The 18,097-nt window shown below is 33.6% G+C and carries 17 protein-coding genes and 1 other annotated feature; of the genes, 10 read left to right on the top strand and 7 right to left on the bottom strand.

Going from position 1 to position 18,097, the window contains the following annotated elements; genetic code table 11:
* Positions 1 to 183 precede the first annotated feature (183 nt).
* Positions 184 to 387 (top strand): hypothetical protein, encoded by a 204-nt coding sequence (locus OL234_RS05640; RefSeq protein ID WP_275468272.1) that lies wholly within the window; start codon positions 184 to 186, stop codon positions 385 to 387.
* 42 nt (positions 388 to 429) lie between these two features.
* Here OL234_RS05640 and OL234_RS05635 read toward each other — a convergent pair whose 3' ends face one another.
* The 5 genes from OL234_RS05635 to OL234_RS05615 all read right to left on the bottom strand — a co-directional run bounded on the left by OL234_RS05635 (position 430) and on the right by OL234_RS05615 (position 7,493).
* The gene (locus OL234_RS05635) at positions 430 to 1,884 is read right to left on the bottom strand and encodes an ABC transporter ATP-binding protein (RefSeq protein WP_275468271.1); all 1,455 of its coding nucleotides are present in this window, start codon (positions 1,882 to 1,884) and stop codon (positions 430 to 432) included.
* Positions 1,885 to 1,896: 12 nt separating this feature from the next.
* Entirely contained in the window at positions 1,897 to 2,568 is a 672-nt protein-coding gene (locus OL234_RS05630; RefSeq protein WP_275468270.1) for an energy-coupling factor transporter transmembrane component T, read from the bottom strand.
* Entirely contained in the window at positions 2,569 to 3,162 is a 594-nt protein-coding gene (locus OL234_RS05625) for an MptD family putative ECF transporter S component (protein ID WP_275468269.1), read from the bottom strand.
* Positions 3,163 to 3,412: 250 nt separating this feature from the next.
* On the bottom strand, positions 3,413 to 6,277 hold the full coding sequence (locus OL234_RS05620; protein WP_275468268.1) for a collagen binding domain-containing protein: 2,865 nt from the start codon (positions 6,275 to 6,277) through the stop codon (positions 3,413 to 3,415).
* Positions 6,278 to 6,647: 370 nt separating this feature from the next.
* Positions 6,648 to 7,493 (bottom strand): VOC family protein, encoded by an 846-nt coding sequence (locus OL234_RS05615; RefSeq protein WP_275468267.1) that lies wholly within the window; start codon positions 7,491 to 7,493, stop codon positions 6,648 to 6,650.
* A 219-nt stretch (positions 7,494 to 7,712) separates the two neighbouring features.
* Between OL234_RS05615 and OL234_RS05610 the strand changes: the two genes are divergently transcribed.
* The 4 genes from OL234_RS05610 to OL234_RS05595 all read left to right on the top strand — a co-directional run bounded on the left by OL234_RS05610 (position 7,713) and on the right by OL234_RS05595 (position 10,670).
* Positions 7,713 to 8,099 (top strand): GntR family transcriptional regulator, encoded by a 387-nt coding sequence (locus OL234_RS05610; protein WP_275468266.1) that lies wholly within the window; start codon positions 7,713 to 7,715, stop codon positions 8,097 to 8,099.
* Entirely contained in the window at positions 8,077 to 8,970 is an 894-nt protein-coding gene (locus tag OL234_RS05605; protein WP_275468265.1) for an ATP-binding cassette domain-containing protein, read from the top strand. The genes OL234_RS05610 and OL234_RS05605 overlap by 23 nt, the downstream gene beginning before the upstream one ends.
* The gene (locus OL234_RS05600) at positions 8,942 to 9,664 is read left to right on the top strand and encodes a hypothetical protein (protein ID WP_275468264.1); all 723 of its coding nucleotides are present in this window, start codon (positions 8,942 to 8,944) and stop codon (positions 9,662 to 9,664) included. Before OL234_RS05605 ends, OL234_RS05600 begins: the two co-directional genes overlap by 29 nt.
* A 100-nt stretch (positions 9,665 to 9,764) precedes the next feature.
* A complete protein-coding gene (locus OL234_RS05595; RefSeq protein WP_275468263.1) occupies positions 9,765 to 10,670 on the top strand; it encodes an ROK family protein in 906 nt (301 codons plus the stop codon).
* Between the two features lie 9 nt (positions 10,671 to 10,679).
* Here OL234_RS05595 and OL234_RS05590 read toward each other — a convergent pair whose 3' ends face one another.
* On the bottom strand, positions 10,680 to 11,114 hold the full coding sequence (locus OL234_RS05590; RefSeq protein ID WP_275468262.1) for a GNAT family N-acetyltransferase: 435 nt from the start codon (positions 11,112 to 11,114) through the stop codon (positions 10,680 to 10,682).
* A gap of 202 nt (positions 11,115 to 11,316) precedes the next feature.
* On the opposite strand from OL234_RS05590, the gene OL234_RS05585 reads away from it, so the two are divergent.
* The gene (locus OL234_RS05585) at positions 11,317 to 11,841 is read left to right on the top strand and encodes a phosphoglycerate mutase family protein (RefSeq protein WP_275468261.1); all 525 of its coding nucleotides are present in this window, start codon (positions 11,317 to 11,319) and stop codon (positions 11,839 to 11,841) included.
* 103 nt (positions 11,842 to 11,944) lie between these two features.
* Here OL234_RS05585 and tyrS read toward each other — a convergent pair whose 3' ends face one another.
* Positions 11,945 to 13,219 carry a tyrosine--tRNA ligase gene (tyrS, locus tag OL234_RS05580; RefSeq protein ID WP_275468260.1) on the bottom strand — a complete coding sequence of 425 codons (1,275 nt, stop codon included), beginning with the start codon at positions 13,217 to 13,219 and terminating at the stop codon, positions 11,945 to 11,947.
* Between the two features lie 55 nt (positions 13,220 to 13,274).
* Positions 13,275 to 13,472, bottom strand: a binding site (T-box leader).
* Positions 13,473 to 13,686: 214 nt separating this feature from the next.
* On the opposite strand from tyrS, the gene OL234_RS05575 reads away from it, so the two are divergent.
* The 4 genes from OL234_RS05575 (at position 13,687) to OL234_RS05560 (ending at position 18,062) form a co-directional block, all read left to right on the top strand.
* Positions 13,687 to 14,697: a linear amide C-N hydrolase gene (locus OL234_RS05575; protein WP_275468259.1), complete on the top strand. Its 1,011-nt coding sequence runs from the start codon at positions 13,687 to 13,689 to the stop codon at positions 14,695 to 14,697.
* 202 nt (positions 14,698 to 14,899) lie between these two features.
* A complete protein-coding gene (gene msrB / locus OL234_RS05570; protein ID WP_275468258.1) occupies positions 14,900 to 15,868 on the top strand; it encodes a peptide-methionine (R)-S-oxide reductase MsrB in 969 nt (322 codons plus the stop codon).
* Positions 15,869 to 16,113: 245 nt separating this feature from the next.
* On the top strand, positions 16,114 to 16,767 hold the full coding sequence (locus OL234_RS05565) for a FadR/GntR family transcriptional regulator (protein ID WP_275468257.1): 654 nt from the start codon (positions 16,114 to 16,116) through the stop codon (positions 16,765 to 16,767).
* A gap of 107 nt (positions 16,768 to 16,874) precedes the next feature.
* Positions 16,875 to 18,062, top strand: a complete 1,188-nt coding sequence (locus tag OL234_RS05560) for a CynX/NimT family MFS transporter (protein ID WP_275468256.1) — start codon at positions 16,875 to 16,877, stop codon at positions 18,060 to 18,062.
* Positions 18,063 to 18,097: the final 35 nt, after the last annotated feature.

Genomic DNA, 18,097 nt, shown 5'->3' with positions numbered 1-18,097 from the left:
TAAATTATTATATAAGATTACCTTATTGATTTTAAAAATAAAGAGTGAATCTTGATATGAAAATCTTTTTATTTCTTGTTTTATTTAATACTAGAAAATCATAAGAATTTAGATACGATTTTCTGAGACTAATATGCTAATATTTTAATATAATAAAGCAAGTAAAAAAGGAGTGCATCTGAAATGGTTGAAGAATTTTGGAAAGACATGTCATTATATGAAGTTGAGTTCACTATTAAAGGAAGTAAAAATAAACGTTTTATCTCTGGGACATTAGATGACACGGTTGAAACAATAACAAATTATTTTAATCTATTTATGAAAAATAGAGAGATAGCAGAAGTCCAAGTTCACGAAATATCACGTTATGGTTGGATAAAAAAATAAAAAGAAAAAAGCAGATGGTTATATCCGTCTGCTTTTCTCTTTTTAGAGATAGTATTTTTTGATAGTTTCAAAAGTTTGAGGTGTAAGAGTAGTTGTATTAACTACTTTGCCATGATCCAAAGAGATGACTTTATCAGTAGTCAGTGATAATAATTCCAGATCATGAGTTATCAAAATAACAACTTTACCCGTTTCTTTTAGCTGATTAATAGCATGAGCAACTTGGGCCATATGGAGCCAATCAAGACCACTAGTAGGTTCATCTAACACAATAATTTCTTTATCTGATAAAAATGCAGTAGCTAATGCTACTCGTTGCATTTGACCACCGGATAAGCTACTAGGATGTTGTAAAAGCAGGTCAGTTAAATCAAATAAATCAGCAATTGATGTGACTAACATGTCGTCGTTTACTTGGAAAGTTAGTTCTTTTTGTACAGATTCAAAAAATAGTTGGAGCTGTACATCCTGCATAACCATTGCACTTAGTTGGTTAAGTTTTCGCTTTTTAAGAACATGATCGTCATAACGATAGTTACCTGTTGTAAGTTTTTTCAAACCGGTTAAAGTTTTTGCAAGTGTTGTTTTTCCTGCACCATTAGGGCCGACTAAGGTCGTGACGCAACCGCGGTCAAATACTATTTCTGAAATATTTAGACAGTCTTTCTTTCTTTTATAAGAGCAAGTTAGGTTAGTTCCTATCAATGGTTTCAAATAATTATTTTTTTTAGGGACACTAGACGTGTCTAAATAGATATTATGGTAAGACGTATGTCGCAGTGCTAAGGTTTCACGTTGTTTTTCTGTTAGAGCCAGTATAGCCTTAGTTGACATGATCGTATCAATTGTCCCATTGTCCATTATAATAAAACGGTCTGCTAAATCGGTTAAGTAAGCTAAACGGTGTTCGGAGACGATAATTGTACACCCTTTATTTTTTAAGGTGCTGAGCGCTTTTTTTAATTTTGCGATAGCTAAAGTATCAAGATTACTAGTTGGTTCATCGAAAACAAAGATGGGTGGACGATGAATAAAGGCTGCTGCACAAGCTACTAATTGTTTTTCACCACCAGATAAGGAGAACATATCTCGTTTTAGTAAATGTGTTAAATCGAATAAACTAACGGTCTCATTAAACCTGTCCCTAATAAGATCGGCTGGTAGCCCAAGATTTTCTGAAGTGAAAACTAGTTCATCAGCTACTGTATTGGTAAAAAACTGCGTTCGAGGATTTTGAAAAACAGAGCCTACTAGTTTCGTAAATTCTTTAAAGGGACTGTCCCCTAAGATGTTTTCACCAATTTGGCATTTACCAGATAGGTCGACCTCGTTTGTTTCTAGTATTAAACCATTGATACAGCGTGATAGGGTAGTTTTGCCACAGCCACTTTGGCCACAAAGGACAACAAATTCCCCTTTCTCTATTGATAAGTTAATATCATTTAGACCGGCGGAACTATTGGGATAAGTAAATGAAAAATTTTCAAATGTGATCATCGTTAAATCTCCTTAGCTCAAAATAATAATACTACTAATAACTAAAATAATTATATCTGCTAATCCAAGCTTTAAAGGAGTCAGGATGGTTCTAGTTTTGATATAATCTATTCCTTTCGACAAACCGGCAATGGCTAATTGATTAGCAGCATTGATGGCTGAGTTTAATAATGGAATTAAAAAGTATTCAATTCGATTTAAAATAGCAGCGGGTCCTTTTTTTTGTTTGGCCAAACGTAAAATCATGGCACTATGAATACTTTTTATATCTTCAAAAAAGTGAGGGATAAAGCGTATCATAACAATAAAAGGTATAATTAGAAATTTGGGTACATGTAATTTAACTAAAACGTTGATTAAATCAGAAATAGAAGTGGTTTTGATTAATAGAGTACCGGCCATCATGCAAGGAACAATCAATGTAAATCCTAGGCTAAATCCGGCAATAGTTGCCCCCACAAAAGTTGTATAATACTCTAGAGCCAATTCATGGATTACTAACATGAAAATATAAAAAAGTATAAAGCGAAAAGCGATTTTTAGATGGTTGCTAAAACTTAACAACAGCGTTAATAAAATAACGAAAATTATTTCATTTAATAATTCAAAAGGAAAGATAAAGAAAAAATTGGCAATTACTAATAAAAAAAGTTTTGTGAAAGCACTCAGTTTGTCACTTATCATTTAATTAATAGTCCTTGCGTGAGAAAAGTGTTTAGCCATCATTTTTTTACCATATAGCCCGCCAATAATAGAAGCGATTAAAATTGATATCATTAAGATAATGAAAATATTCCAGTTAACATATTTTAATAAACCATTGATATAGTCAGCGCCTTTCCCTCTATCTACCAATGATTGGACATATTTAGCTTTCATGAACCATAAGGTGACCAGGGGACCGATTAGACCGTAATTAAAGACTGTGAAAGCAGCTAGCTCACGGTTAGCTGTCCTTTTACCTGAAGATAACAGAATATCTGCTAAGATTCCAAATACAAAATTTGGTATGAAAGATAATGGAAAATGACCAGAAAACATAAAAAATATTCCCATGACTGAGCTTAAAATAGTGACAGCACCAAATTTAGGGACACGGTTGATTAGCAAATAAAATATAGGACCAACAATTAAGGCAACGACGGTAGGAATAATTAAGTTACCTAATCCAGGTAATAAAATCATACAAGCGAAGGTAACAAGGGCGACTACAACAAAATATAAAGCTGCAAAAACACCTGCAGTAATTAAGTCTTTTGTTTTTAATGTGAATTTCATAATGAACTCCTCTCAAATAATAATAATATGACACATATAAAGCTAATTCATTCTAACATAAAGGCTTATTGAAAATCATTATCAGTGCTTGTGAATTTGTCAAAATCGTATAATAACACTATTTTATTGAGAATTTTACTATTAAAAGATTATTTTTTGAGTTTTTGTTAGCTAATTTAGGCTATTTGTGAATTAGCTAGTTTAATAAATAAAAAAGCTAATTATCTTAAATAGACAATTAGCTTTTTACTTATTTTTTATAACGTATCATACCTGCAATTGAGGCAGAGAGAGTGAGTAGTACTCCTACAAAAAGAAGATCTTTTTGATTTTCTTCACCCGTTTGCGGTAATTTCTTGTTACTAGTGATATTATTATCCGATTTTGTTCGTTTCATATTATTTGATGAATTTCCTTTTATTTCTTTATTATTAATAGAGGTAGCTCGGCTAGGAAATTTCTCTGTATGACTATCTTGACTATTAGATACGTTAGCTCGGTTGAATAAACCTGTTATTGTTTTTTCTTTATCCTCATCGTTAGCTACAGAGATATTGTTTGCAGATGCTTTTTTATTAATTATTTCTTTAACAGATTCTCTATTAGCGCTATGAAGATAGTTATTAACTAAAGTTTTTTTATCTGAATTTAATTTATGTATTTGAGAGTCACCATCAGTTGTTGGTTTTTTCTCAGGTACGTCTGTTTCTGTACCGACAGAAGGGTTTTCTTCTTCAGGATCAGTTTGAGAACCGCCATCAGTTGTTGGTTTTTTCTCAGGTACGTCAGTTTCTGTGCCAACAGAAGGGTTTTCTTCTTCAGAATCAGTTTGAGAACCGCCATCAGTTGTTGGTTTTTTCTCAGGTACGTCTGTTTCTGTACCGACAGAAGGGTTTTCTTCTTCAGGATCAGTTTGAGAACCGCCATCAGTTGTTGGTTTTTTCTCAGGTACGTCTGTTTCTGTGCCAACAGAAGGGTTTTCTTCTTCAGGATCAGTTTGAGAACCGCCATCAGTTGTTGGTTTTTTCTCAGGCTCGTCAGTTTCTGTGCCAACAGAAGGGTTTTCTTCTTCAGGATCAGTTTGAGAACCGCCATCAGTTGTTGGTTTTTTCTCAGGTACGTCTGTTTCTGTACCAACAGAAGGGTTTTCTTCTTCAGGATCAGTTTGAGAACCGCCATCAGTTGTTGGTTTTTTCTCAGGCTCGTCAGTTTCTGTGCCAACAGAAGGGTTTTCTTCTTCAGGATCAGTTTGAGAACCGCCATCAGTTGTTGGTTTTTTCTCAGGTACGTCTGTTTCTGTGCCAACAGAAGGGTTTTCTTCTTCAGGATCAGTTTGAGAACCGCCATCAGTTGTTGGTTTTTTCTCAGGCTCGTCAGTTTCTGTGCCAACAGAAGGGTTTTCTTCTTCAGGATCAGTTTGAGAACCGCCGTCAGTTGTTGGTTTTTTCTCAGGCTCGTCAGTTTCTGTGCCAACAGAAGGGTTTTCTTCTTCAGGATCAGTTTGAGAACCGCCGTCAGTTGTTGGTTTTTTCTCAGGTACGTCAGTTTCTGTGCCAACAGAAGGGTTTTCTTCTTCAGGATCAGTTTGAGAACCGCCGTCAGTTGTTGGTTTTTTCTCAGGTACGTCAGTTTCTGTGCCAACAGAAGGGTTTTCTTCTTCAGGATCAGTTTGAGAACCGCCGTCAGTTGTTGGTTTTTTCTCAGGCTCGTCAGTTTCTGTGCCAACAGAAGGGTTTTCTTCTTCAGGATCAGTTTGAGAACCGCCATCAGTTGTTGGTTTTTTCTCAGGTACGTCAGTTTCTGTGCCAACAGAAGGGTTTTCTTCTTCAGGATCAGTTTGAGAACCGCCGTCAGTTGTTGGTTTTTTCTCAGGCTCGTCAGTTTCTGTGCCAACAGAAGGGTTTTCTTCTTCAGGATCAGTTTGAGAACCGCCATCAGTTGTTGGTTTTTTCTCAGGTACGTCTGTTTCTGTACCGACAGAAGGGTTTTCTTCTTCAGGATCAGTTTGAGAACCGCCATCAGTTGTTGGTTTGTCACCAGGTTTTACTGGAGGTGTTTCATTTTCATCTGGAACTTCTTCTGGTGTTACAGGTTTTTCTTCAATTTCACCAGGTTTTTTATTAGGTTTATTATTTCCATCAGCACCAGCATTTAGGCTAATATTATCTACACTAAAATTAAAATCTCCTTGTTCTGATTTAGATTTAGCTGTTTGGAAAGTTGCTTGCGAATGGTTTTCAAAAGATTTTTGATCTTTATTAATTATTTTTGTTAGATAGAAGAAACCAAGAGTATGATCTGTGTATTCGTGATAAATTCGAATGTAAAATGAATTTTTTCCTGAAACCGAAATATAACCAATACCTAAATCATTAAATTCTTTTAGAGAATAAGAACCGTTATAAACACGACCTGAAATTGAAATATTAAAACTATCTTCTAGTAATTCATGGCCTGTTTGAATTTGATCTTGAATCTCAATTTCTCGTTCTACATATTCTTTATTTGGATTTACTGATAAAAACCACCGAACATGTTCAGTATCAGAAGGGAGCATATCCCCTGTTTTGTAATAAAAGGTATCAGTTGTTTCGCCTGATGGCCCACGATGAATATCTAAATCGTGTGATGATAGATTTGTCCCGAAATTTGTTGAAATAGTAGTGATATTTTCAAGATTAATATCGCCAGTAAAATTTCTAGCTTGAGCTTCAAAACTGAAGAATCCATACACGTTTTCTAGTTTCTCAGCTGTCTCATTAAAAGTAACACGGACGTCATGTTCGTTGACCACGACATCACCTAGCACGGTCCCTTCTGAGTTTTTCAATGACATTGTTGCACGATAACCAGTAAGTGAAACTTGCTGAGAGTAGGGGATTTCTAATTTTATAAAATCCCCTGCTTTAATAATAGTATCTTTTTTTTCACTAAAGTTAAAAGAAGCAGTTAATTTTTCTCCGTCTTCAATATAATTTTTTGATAAATCAAATGAATCAATTAAATCAGTTTTAGTAAGGTCAACAGCCGCTTCAGTTTTTATTGAAAGAGGGGACACGATAAAAAATATAACCCCCATTAATAAAAAAATAGTTGATTTTACGATATGTTTCATATAATTCCTCCTGAAAATAGTATATTTACTATATCTAATATTAATGGTTTAATAATAATTATTCTAATCAACTATTGCATATAGATATTAAAAAAATGAACAAAGCCATTATCTATCGATTTGTAAACGCCTTTTTAGAAGTATAAGATGAATTGTTGAAACATAAAATTTGACAAAAAAAATAATGTTTGACTTATTTTTTTTGTAAAAAAGCATATAAAACTAACTTATCGAATGATTAATTAACTTAAATGATAATATTATCAATCGTTCGGTCTGGTCTAAGCATCATTTTTTTGTTACTTTATTTTCTAAACAAAAAACAAAAAAAGAACCTCACGAACAATTTGAACGTCAGGTTCTTTTTTTATTAGTTTGTAACATAATTAAATACTATGTTATTAGGATCGCTAAATTGTAAGGTGTTATTATAAAATTTGTATTTAACATTCTTATTTTCTAAATTAGCTTTCGTTTGATTAAACATCGTTTTAGATACAAGGACAGTTATTTGATTCAGTCCAACATTTTGATTCTGTTCTTCTTCTTCTGTTCGTGGATAGTTAGAATGCCAATTGTTTGCTGCAAATTGATGGTGATAGCCGTCTATACCATAAAAATCAGCTGACTGATTTAAGCTGGATGTTACGGTAAAACCTAATACTTTTGTAAAAAAATCAGACTCTGATTTCAAGTCAGATACACTAAGATGAATATGACCCATTATTGTTCCAACCTGAAGTGGAGTGATAGTATCCTGACTTTCTTCAAGTAAGGATTGAATATCTAGATAATTGGTTGTACCGATTATCTTCCCTCCAGGCTGTTTGTTCCATAGGCTTTCAGGTTTGTCCCAATATAATTCAATTCCATTTTCTTCTGGGTCATTTAAATAAATAGCTTCACTATAACCGTGATCACTTGCACCAATTAGGGGATAATCTAGGTCGAGTAAGTGTTTAGTAATAGTGGCTAAAGCAGGACGTGTTGGTAATAAATAGGCTATGTGATATAAACCAGGGACATGTCGGTTCTTTTTTTTTGTTTCTTTTAAAATCAATGCGGGTTCTTTTTCTCCAGGTAGGAGTAATTCTACAGTATTCATAGTTTGTTTCCCAATATGTAAGCCTATTTTTTCAGTATAAAAAGTTATCATCCTTTCTATACTAGTAACATTTAGTGTGACTTCTTTTATTTTTAAATTATTTAAGTTCATAAGAACACCTGCTTTCTTTTAGTAAGTAAATTATACCTCTAAAACAACAAACTTACAAAAAATAAGTTTTGTACTGACTAACTTAATTTTATAAAAAAAGAATAGAAAAATGGTTTACTTTATTTTGTAGATGTTGTAATGTTAGTTACATGAGTAATTGACTAATTACCTACTTAAGCTTGTAACTTCTGATTATTTTTGAAAAGAGGTGTCATAATAATGGATTTTGATTTTAATAGTAATATCCCTTTGTACCAGCAAATTTCATCGCAGATTGAGGAAGGAATTTTACGGGGCAGTTTCGGAATAGGTGAACAGATACCATCCACAACTGAAATATCAAAAGCATACAATATCAACCCAGCAACAGTTTTAAAAGGGATGAATCTTTTGGTAGCAGATAATATTTTAGAAAAAAAACGTGGAATAGGAATGTTTGTCACTAGTTCTGGGAGTGATACCATTTATCAAAAAAGGCGTAATCAATTTATTCAACATGATATAAATAAATTAATAACAGAAGCAAAACGTTTAGGTTTGGAGAGACAAGAGCTAATTAACTTAATAGAAAGGGGATTTGATAATGACCAAATTAGAAATTCGTAATATTCAAAGAAAATATAGCGGGATAGATGTGTTAAAAAATATCTCATGTACCTTAGAAGAGGGGCATATTTACGGCTTATTAGGGCGGAATGGGGTAGGGAAGAGTACCTTATTAAATATAATTAATAATCGTGTTCTCCCAAACAAAGGAGAAGTTAAGTTAGATGGCGAGGTCATTTTTGAAAAGGATGACTTACTAGCAGAACTATTTTTAATAAATGATACGCTACTATTTAATAATAGTGACCATTTGAAGGTGAATAAATATTTTAAACTAGCTAAAAGTTTTTATCCAGATTTTGATGAGGCTTTATGTGATCATTTAGTTGAGGTGTTTGAATTAGATGTTAAGCAACGAATTGACAAGCTATCTACAGGGTATCGTTCTATCTTAAATGTTATTTTGGGTCTATGTGTTCCAGCTAAATTTATCTTTTTTGATGAGCCAACCTTAGGTTTAGATGCTAATCACAGAGAGCTTTTTTATAAAGAATTATTAGATAATTTTTCAAAAAAAACAAGAACATTTGTTATCTCGACCCATTTAATTGAAGAGGTATCACATATGATTGATACGGTTCTAATTTTAAATGAAGGGGTTATTTCAGTAAATGAAACGGCTGAAACTATTTTAGAAAAGTCTTGGGCACTAACAGGAGCGATTCGTGATATCCAGGAAATCTCTAAAGGCTTATCAATTGTGGGTCGCGAAGCTATAGGGAATCAACAAACTATTTATGTTTACGGAAATGTTGGTGATATCCCGCCATCCATCCAAGTTAAAAGTGTTGACTTGCAAAAAATATTTATCGAATTAACTTCAATGAAGGAGCGTGATTGGCGTGAAATTAAGCAAAGTATTAAAGTATAATCTTAAAAGTCTAGGTCCTTGGGTAGTAGTGACATTAACAATGTGGATTTTATTAGATCTTATCATACCGCTTATTTTTAATTTCCTAACTGGGGACACTAAGCCACTAACAATTTCTATCGCGGAATCAGCTATGCAAAATACAATAATTTTAATGGTATTTTTACTATGGTATAGTGTTATTAATCAAGGTATGACAATTTTTTCCCAGTTTAATATTTCTCGTAAAACACAATTTATTGGTAACTTGCTAATGATGATTTTTGTAGCAATATCTGTATCTATCATCCAGATGATAGTGTATCCCTGGTTGCTAAATTTCATAGTTGCTGTCAAACCAATTAGTAACAAATGGTTATTTATTGATAGTATACTACTTGATCCGATAGCACAGATAGTTTATGAAGCATTAAAACTGTTTATTTTTAGCCTTATAGCCTGGTTTTTTGTCGCACTAATCAAGCGATTTTCAATTAAAAGTGTCATAATAACATCTATTATCCTAATAATCACGATACTGGGTATTATTATAGCTGCAGCAGATTTTGTAGCGGAAAGAATTTATCCAATCATTAATGATATGCTGTATTTTATTGAGAATAATCAATGGTCTGTGATGGTTATAGCTCTAGTCATTAGTTTAGCTTTGACTGTCATAATAAAATTACTTACCCGAAAATTATCGCTTAGATAAAAAAATACCAACCAATCAACCTATCTTTTAGTTGGTTGGCTGGTATTTTTTACGGCTGGATATATGTTATAATATTATGATGAATAAAGGAGGGTGATTTATGGGAGTAAGACACTATGTTTGTCTTGATATTGGAGGTAGTGCAATTAAATACGCTTTAATTGATGATTTAGGAAATATTAAGCAAGAAAATAATTGTCCAACACCAACAGATCAACAGATGTTTTTAGAAAAAATAAGCGCTATCTATCAATTATTGGCAGGCAATCAACCTTTACCACTTGCTGTTAGTCTACCTGGGGTGGTGAACTCAAAAACGGGTTATATGCTACATGGTGGCGCTTTAAAATTTCTCCATCAACAAAATGTCAAAAAATTATTAGAAGAAGCTTGTCAAACAAAAGTCGCTTTAGAAAATGATGGAAAATGTGCAGCCTTAGGAGAGAAATGGTTAGGAGTTTTACAAGGGACAGAGACTGGCATCGCTTTAGTTATTGGAACAGGTATTGGTGGTGGAATTATCGTTAACAATACGTTGCTAAAAGGTCATCATTTAAGTGCAGGTGAATTTTCATCGATTCAAACACAAGCAGATTCAGACGCTAAGAAAGATTCTTTTGCTATGATTTGTAGTTCTAAAATGCTATGTCATCACTACGCTGATTTAATAGGGAAAGAAAAAACAGAAGTCGACGGTTATTACTTTTTTGAAAAACTAACTGAAGGCGATAAATATGCAGTAAAATTATTTGAAAACTACATTAAAGTTTTTGTTAAGCAGTTATTTAACCTACAAACAATTATAGATCCAGAAATCATTTCTATCGGTGGCGGTATTAGTAGGCAATCTTTATTGTTTGACTACTTAGAACAAGAAATAAATAGGATTATGGAAATTTCCGAATTACCTTTGGTAAAACCTATAATTAAACAGTCTAAGTTAGGAAATCGTGCTAATTTACTAGGCGCAGTAGCTAATTTTAACTACTTAGAGAAAAAGAACTAGTCTAATAAATTAGACTAGTTCTTTTTTCATCTCTTGGTGAGGAATCCCAGCTTCGTAAAAAATATCACTAGTAGGATTGTAATGACATCGTTCATAAAAGCCTTGAGCGCTACACTGTGCTTCTAATTTGATGGCTGTAACATGTTTACTTTTTGCATATGATTCGACAGCTTCTAAAAGACGTGTGCCAATATGTCGTTTACGAGCACTTTTCAAGACTGCAAAACGTTGTATTTTATAAGTATTATTGGCAACCAATTTAATACGACATGTTCCTAAGGGCTGTTTAAGGTGGTTATAGGAGACAAAATAAACGGCTTGGTTTTCTTCTGAAATTTCAATGGTTTCAGGAATATTTTGTTCGGCTACAAAGACTTGTTTACGGATAGCCAGCGCATCTTGATAAATTTGACTGTTTATATCGTCTGTTTTTAAAATAATCATGAGAACATAACCTCCTGTAAAATAACTCGTAATCATCACTACTACTATTTTATCATAGTTTTTATAGTAGTAGAAAGCAAGGGAACTTTTTCTGAATAAATGATATATTTTCTTAAGGGAGGGTAAGGCTTGTTGTAATTTCAATGATGTGATAATCTGAAAATAAAGAAACGTTAAAATTAGGTTGAAATGAGGGAAGGCTATGAAAATCATAACAGTTCAACACCCAGAAGCAGTAAATAATTATAATCATCAGGTTGAATCACTAATAGACTGGGATTTAACAGATACTGGTAAAGAACAGGCTAATAAAATTGCTGAAAATTTGTTGAAAGAACTTGGTGATGAGGAAATAGTTCTTTATACATCTGATTTATTAAGAGCTAAAAATACCACAGCTGCTTTAAATAATCTATTAAATATAGTCAAAGTCGGTTATGAAAAAGGGCTGAGGACTAATATTTCTGACAAAAATATTGTGGATTCGGCTTGGGATCAGCTCGTGCCATTTTACCAAAAAGTATTAACCTTCGAGTACAAAACAATTATTATTGTATCTCATGGAGAAATTCTATCACTTTTTCACGCTATGTTTTTAGATAGAGAGTTGCACGGTTTAAAAGAGGCAACATTTTCTGGAGTAGAAGGCGGTGTGTCATTTTTAGAAATAACTGAAACAGGTCAACATATCATTCATAAAATAAATGATTTAAGTTATCTGATTTAACTGATGATAAAGCAGGTAACTCACCCATTACTGAATACTCACAAAAGTTTTAGAGTCTATCGAAAGTAAATAAAAAGACAACCTAATAGGCTGTCTTTTTTATTTACTTAGTTAAATGTATTAAAGTATATTTCTTTTTACCTTTTCTAACTAGGATAAAGCGTTCATCAAATGAATTACTACGCGTCATCATAAAGTCTACATCTGTTTGCTTATCACCATTGACGGTAATCGCACCATTTTTAATATCTTCTCGAGCTTGACGTTTCGAAGGTTCAATTTTTGTTTCAATTAGGAAATCAACTAAAGATAAGTCTTCAGACAGCGTAAGTTCAGCAGAAGGCATATTTTTAAACCCTTCACCAATTTGATCGGCAGTCAGCTGTTTAACTTCACCGGAAAATAAAGCTTGCGTAATTAGTAGAGATTCATCTAATGCTTCTTGTCCGTGAACAAAACGTGTCATCTCAGCGGCTAAAGTTTTTTGAGCTGCTCTTAGATGTGGCTCGTTTTCAACTTTTTCTGCTAGAGCTTGAATTTCCGCTTGTGTTAAAAAGGTAAAGAATTTTAAGTATTTTACAACATCACGGTCATCTTGATTTAACCAGAATTGGTAAAATTCAAAAGGTGATGTTTTATTTGGGTCTAACCAAACGGCTCCCCCAGCCGTTTTACCAAACTTAGTTCCGTCAGCTTTTAACATTAATGGGATAGTTAAACCGAAGGCTTTTGCTTCTGTTCCTTCTTTTTTACGAATTAAATCTAGTCCTGCTGTAATATTTCCCCACTGATCAGCACCACCAATTTGTAATTGAACATCATGTTTACGGTATAAATGTAAAAAATCCATAGATTGTAAAATTTGGTAAGTAAACTCAGTAAATGAGATACCCGTATCCAACCGACTTGAAACAATATCTTTAGCCAACATAGTATTAATATTAAAATTTTTACCATAATCACGTAGAAAATCTAATAAACTCATATCATGAGTCCAATCGTAGTTGTTAACCATTGTCAAGCTACCTTGAGAAGTCACATCATCAAAATCAAATAAGTGTTGCATTTGAGCAGTTAAGGCATCAACATTCGCTTGAACTTGCTCTAAAGTTTGTAATTGACGTTCAGATGTACGACCGCTAGGATCGCCTATCGTTCCAGTTGCCCCACCGATCACGATATGCGGATGATGACCATGTAATTGGAAACGTTTCATCATCATAAAAGGAATTAAGTGGCCGATATGCATACTATCGCCAGTAGGATCAACTCCACAATATAAGCCAATTTTCTTTTCGTTAATCAATTCTTTTAAGCCCTCAGCATCTGTTTGTTGGTTAATGGCATCACGCCAAGTTAATTCCTCAATAATAGTCATTATACAATCTCTCCTTAATAGTTAGTAATAAAAAAGTCCCTACAAGTCTTTGACTTGTAGGGACGAAGTATTAGTTCCGTGGTACCACCCAACTTGCAATTGATAAAAATTGCCGCTTTTCATTCGTAATGAGAATGAGTCATTTAGTTTGATAAAAGAGCGTAATTCATTTCAGTATATGTAACAACTTCCAGCATCCGTTGTCTCTCTAAAACAGTGATCTGAAACTACTAAACTCAACTAAAATAGTTTATTTGATTACTTACTAGTCTAGACTAGCATGATTTTTTTGTCAATAACAAAGTGACCCATTATATTGATTGATTTACTGACTCTCAAAATAAGTATTAATAGGCTATCTCGTTATAGAGAGTAACTAGTTGACAAAAAACTGATAATTAGATACGCTTACTTTGTTTAAAATGTGCCTTTTAAAAATAATAATCTGATAAAAAGGGAGTGTTTTGATGTGTACAACAATCTTTGTTAAAAGTCCAAACGGTTTAGCAGCTGGCAGAACTATGGAGTTTGCCTCACCGATGAATTTTGTCCCAGTATTTATCCCTAGAAATTTCAATTACCGAACAGACTTACATAATAATCAATTGATTTCTGAAAAGGCTTTTATAGGAACGACTATTTACGAAGATGATACGTATGCTTTTTTCGATGGAATTAATGAAGAGGGGCTGATTGGCTGCGCTAATTATTTTGCAGGTGACGCTGACTATCCAGACTATCCAATTACGTCTGATCAAGATAAAGTAGCACTACGCTCAGACATGTTTATTTCCTATATCTTGGCTACTTGCAGCTCAATTGCTGATATTAAAAAAAAGATTACCTCGATTTATTTGTACGATTTAGAAGAGGCCTCTAGTTTACCAGTATCTTTAACTTTCCATTTTGCCTTTTACGATAAGACTGGGGAAAAAATCATCATTGAACCACTTAACAAATCATTGAAAGTGATCGATAACCCAGTAGGTGTTATGACCAATTCACCGGATTTTCAGTGGCATTTAACCAACTTACGTAATTACGTCCATATTCAATCAGAAAATAAAGATACTAATCATTTTTCTGAATTAGAAGTTAGAAGATTTGGCGAAGGATCAGGTTTGTTGGGCATACCTGGAGATTTCACACCACCTTCAAGGTTTGTACGTGCAGCAAATATGGTGAGTCATATGCCAGAACAATTGAGTTCAGAGCAAGCTGTAACAGAAGCTTTTCATATTTTATCACATTTCGACGTCCCGGAAGGAACTGTGTATAATTCACAAACTAAGCTTTGTGATACTACCCATTATACAGCTGTAATGGACAATGAAAAATTAACTTATAATGTTTCGAGTAAAGCTGATCGAGCGTTACATCAGGTTAATTTGAATGAGCTAGACTTAGAAGCTAAGTCCGCGACCATTTATGAGCTGCCAAAAGAGCAAACAATCTTATCTCTAAAATCAGTGGATTAACTAAAAAAATACTTATTCTGAATTAGATAGTCAGAATAAGTATTTTTTTATAGAATTTATTCTACCAAGTTAAGTTAATAGGTTATACGAGAATTGTCTAGTATACTAAGTTAATAAATAATGAACTAAATTAGTTGAATTGTTGTAGAAAGTTGTTAGTAATGTTCGCAATGTATGTAACTTACAAAAGGAGGACTTTTTTGTGAAACTAAATGTTAAGGAAGATCATGATAGTCAGAAGATATATTTAGCCGGTGGGTGTTTTTGGGGATTAGAAGAATATTTTAATCGAATTGCTGGTGTGACAAAAGTGTCAGTGGGGTATGCTAATGGCAAGGTACCTGAAACTAATTATCATTTATTGGAACATACCCAGCATGCAGAAGCTGTCGAAATTTACTATGATAGTGAAAAATTACCACTCACTGATTTATTAGAGTATTTTTTTAAGGTAATCAATCCAACATTATTAAATAGACAAGGAAATGACCAAGGAAGTCAGTATCGAACAGGGATCTATTTTGTCAGTAATAAGCAACAGAAAATCATAGAATCCTGGTTGTTAGAGATGCAATCTATTTATGAAGATCCTTTAGTCGTAGAAGTTGATGAAATTAAAAATTACGTGAGAGCAGAAGAGACACATCAAGCATACCTGAAGAAGCACCCCTACGGGTATTGTTGCATTAATCTTTCCAAAGCTGAAGAGCCATTGATGAATCAAACGGCTACTTATCAGCAAAAAACTAAGGAAGAGTTACGTCATATATTATCTTCTGACTCCTATCAAGTAACGCAAGAAAATGCCACTGAACCACCATTTTCCAATGAATATTGGCAGACTTTTGAATCAGGAATTTATGTTGATATCGTGAGTGGCGTCCCACTGTTTAGTTCATCCGATAAGTATGATTCAGGTTGTGGCTGGCCTAGCTTCACTCGAGCAATCGAACCGAAGGCTGTTACCTATCATACAGATAACAACCTTTTTCAAGAAAGGACGGAAGTACGCAGTGAATTAGCTAATTCTCATTTGGGACATGTTTTTGATGATGGCCCTCAGGAGGACGGAGGTCAACGCTTTTGTATCAATAGTGCGGCTCTAAAATTTATTCCAAAATCGGAAATGCGAGCCGCTGGCTATGCTGATTATTTACCAATACTTAATTAAGATATGTATGTGTACTCTTAATTGTCATTATCATTAGACAATTAAGAGTTTTTTGATTATCAATTTAAGTCAAGCAGGCAAAGGTGCTTAATTTTTATAGCCAGATATTTAAAAATAGCGTAAAATAGCAAATGACTAAATGAAATTCACCAACAATTTAAATATTAATTAAATTGTTACTAATATAATTGTCTAGCCAATATAAAAACTGCTTATTAAATGCAAGACATTGAGGAGGAAGTAAGATGAAAAAACCAGTACGCCTTTCTTTAACCAAACAAATTGCTAACGAAATCGAAATTAAAATAGAATCAAAATCCTGGCCAATTGGGACTAAAATACCGACAGAATCTCAGTTAGCTAAGCAATTTGAAGTGAGCAGAAATACGATTAGAGAGGCCTTACAATCTTTAATTCAAGTTGGTGTATTAGAAGCAAGACCGGGTGATGGGACTTATGTCTTAGCAAGTGGTAAGTTTGAAGCTAATATGTATCATCAATTAAGCTTAGCTAAAGCTGAAGAGGTGATTGAAGCTCGTTGTTTTTTAGAAAAAAATTTGGCATATTTAGCTGCTCAGAATCGTACAGCGAACGATTTAGCCATCATAAAAAATGCTTGGCAAGTTAGGCTAGAAAATCAAGCAGATTTGGAACGCTTAGTAGAAACTGATGGGGCTTTTCATTTAGAAATAGCTAGAGCCGCCCATAACAGTGTATTATTTGAATTATATCAAGCAATGACTAGTTATATTTATCAAGTTTTATTATCCAAATTAACAGATGAAGGTTATCACAATGCGGAGCTATCCAATAAACTTCATGAAGAGTTAATTCAGGCTATTATTGATCAAGATAGTCATTTATCTGAAAGTCTTGCAGCAAAAATCATTACCCTTTAAGGAAGAAGCATAAGCTTCTTCCTTTTTTTATTGACAACATACAGTAAAACGAGTTATTATTCTAATTGTCCAAATGTCCAACATTTAAACAAAAGGAGGAAGTATATATGAAAGAAAGAACAACACGTCAGTCTATTATTTTATTAATAGGAATCGTCTTAATTGCGACTAATTTACGTGCGCCACTTACATCAGTGGGACCGTTAATTGAAAATATAAGTCAATCATACCAGTTAAATTCGACTACTGCAGGAATGGTAGCTACAACACCGTTGTTGGCGTTCGCCCTTGTTTCAATCTTAGCACCATTAAATGCTCGTAAATTTGGGATTGAACGAACGTTACTGATGGCAATGTTTGTTTTAAGTATTGGCTTAGTTATTAGATCTTTACCAGGTGTGATTAATTTATTTGTGGGAACAGCTTTAGTTGGTATCTCCATCGCACATGGTAATGTTTTAGTTCCTAGTTTAATTAAGCGGGATTTTCCTGATAAATTGGGGATGATGACAGGTATTTATTCTGTTGCAATGAATTTAGCAGGTGCTATCGCTTCAGGGATTAGCTTACCCTTAGTCAATAAATGGGGAGTAACATGGCAGACATCACTTAATATTTGGGTAGTCATGAGTGTCTTAGCCTTACTTGCCTGGATACCTCAAGTGAAAGACAAAACAACTGTAAAAATCGTATCCGAAATTAAAGATAAAACCAATATGTGGCAATCACACTTAGCTTGGAAGATAAGTGCTTTTATGGGATTACAATCTTTAGTTTTTTATAGCCTCTTGGCCTGGATACCTCAAATTCTAAGCGAAAAAGGTATTAGTGGTGAAACGTCTGGCATGCTGTTAGCATTGATGCAGATTTTTATCGTTCCTTTTAACTTTTTAGTTTCTATTTTAGCAGGACGTGTAGCAGATCAACGCCGTTTAGTAATATGGGGAGTGTGTTTAATGTTTCTAGGTTTAGTTGGGATTACTTTGGCCGATGGGATTGTAATAAATGCTATTTCTCTATCTTTAATTGGTATTAGTGGTGGCTTTACATTTAGTTTATCCATGATGTTTTTTAGTTTACGAACTAAAAACGCAGTGGACGCTGCTCAAATTTCAGGGATGGCTCAATCAATTGGTTATCTATTAGCAGCCGCTGGTCCCTTATTATTTGGGTTATTACATGATTTATCTGGAACGTGGTTGACACCTATGTGGTCTCTTTGGTTATTAGCAGGTGTTTTATTATGGACTGGTTTAGGTGCAGGGAAAATCGGGATTATTGGTGAGAATAATTAATAAATAAAAACACTTGATTAATATCAAGTGTTTTT

It is taken from the genome of Vagococcus intermedius (assembly GCF_029144185.1).
Lineage (GTDB): Bacteria > Bacillota > Bacilli > Lactobacillales > Vagococcaceae > Vagococcus_D > Vagococcus_D intermedius.
The sequence above is the reverse complement of the archived record's forward strand: the minus strand, read 5'-3'. Positions and strand labels throughout refer to the sequence as shown.

Coding starts and splice junctions, on each gene's coding strand:
- OL234_RS05640 (WP_275468272.1), top strand. CDS start 184: ATGGTTGAAGAATTTTGGAAAGACATGTCATTATATGAAGTTGAGTTC.
- OL234_RS05635 (WP_275468271.1), bottom strand. CDS start 1,884: ATGATCACATTTGAAAATTTTTCATTTACTTATCCCAATAGTTCCGCC.
- OL234_RS05630 (WP_275468270.1), bottom strand. CDS start 2,568: ATGATAAGTGACAAACTGAGTGCTTTCACAAAACTTTTTTTATTAGTA.
- OL234_RS05625 (WP_275468269.1), bottom strand. CDS start 3,162: ATGAAATTCACATTAAAAACAAAAGACTTAATTACTGCAGGTGTTTTT.
- OL234_RS05620 (WP_275468268.1), bottom strand. CDS start 6,277: ATGAAACATATCGTAAAATCAACTATTTTTTTATTAATGGGGGTTATA.
- OL234_RS05615 (WP_275468267.1), bottom strand. CDS start 7,493: ATGAACTTAAATAATTTAAAAATAAAAGAAGTCACACTAAATGTTACT.
- OL234_RS05610 (WP_275468266.1), top strand. CDS start 7,713: ATGGATTTTGATTTTAATAGTAATATCCCTTTGTACCAGCAAATTTCA.
- OL234_RS05605 (WP_275468265.1), top strand. CDS start 8,077: ATGACCAAATTAGAAATTCGTAATATTCAAAGAAAATATAGCGGGATA.
- OL234_RS05595 (WP_275468263.1), top strand. CDS start 9,765: ATGGGAGTAAGACACTATGTTTGTCTTGATATTGGAGGTAGTGCAATT.
- OL234_RS05590 (WP_275468262.1), bottom strand. CDS start 11,114: ATGATTATTTTAAAAACAGACGATATAAACAGTCAAATTTATCAAGAT.
- OL234_RS05585 (WP_275468261.1), top strand. CDS start 11,317: ATGAAAATCATAACAGTTCAACACCCAGAAGCAGTAAATAATTATAAT.
- tyrS (WP_275468260.1), bottom strand. CDS start 13,219: ATGACTATTATTGAGGAATTAACTTGGCGTGATGCCATTAACCAACAA.
- OL234_RS05575 (WP_275468259.1), top strand. CDS start 13,687: ATGTGTACAACAATCTTTGTTAAAAGTCCAAACGGTTTAGCAGCTGGC.
- OL234_RS05565 (WP_275468257.1), top strand. CDS start 16,114: ATGAAAAAACCAGTACGCCTTTCTTTAACCAAACAAATTGCTAACGAA.
- OL234_RS05560 (WP_275468256.1), top strand. CDS start 16,875: ATGAAAGAAAGAACAACACGTCAGTCTATTATTTTATTAATAGGAATC.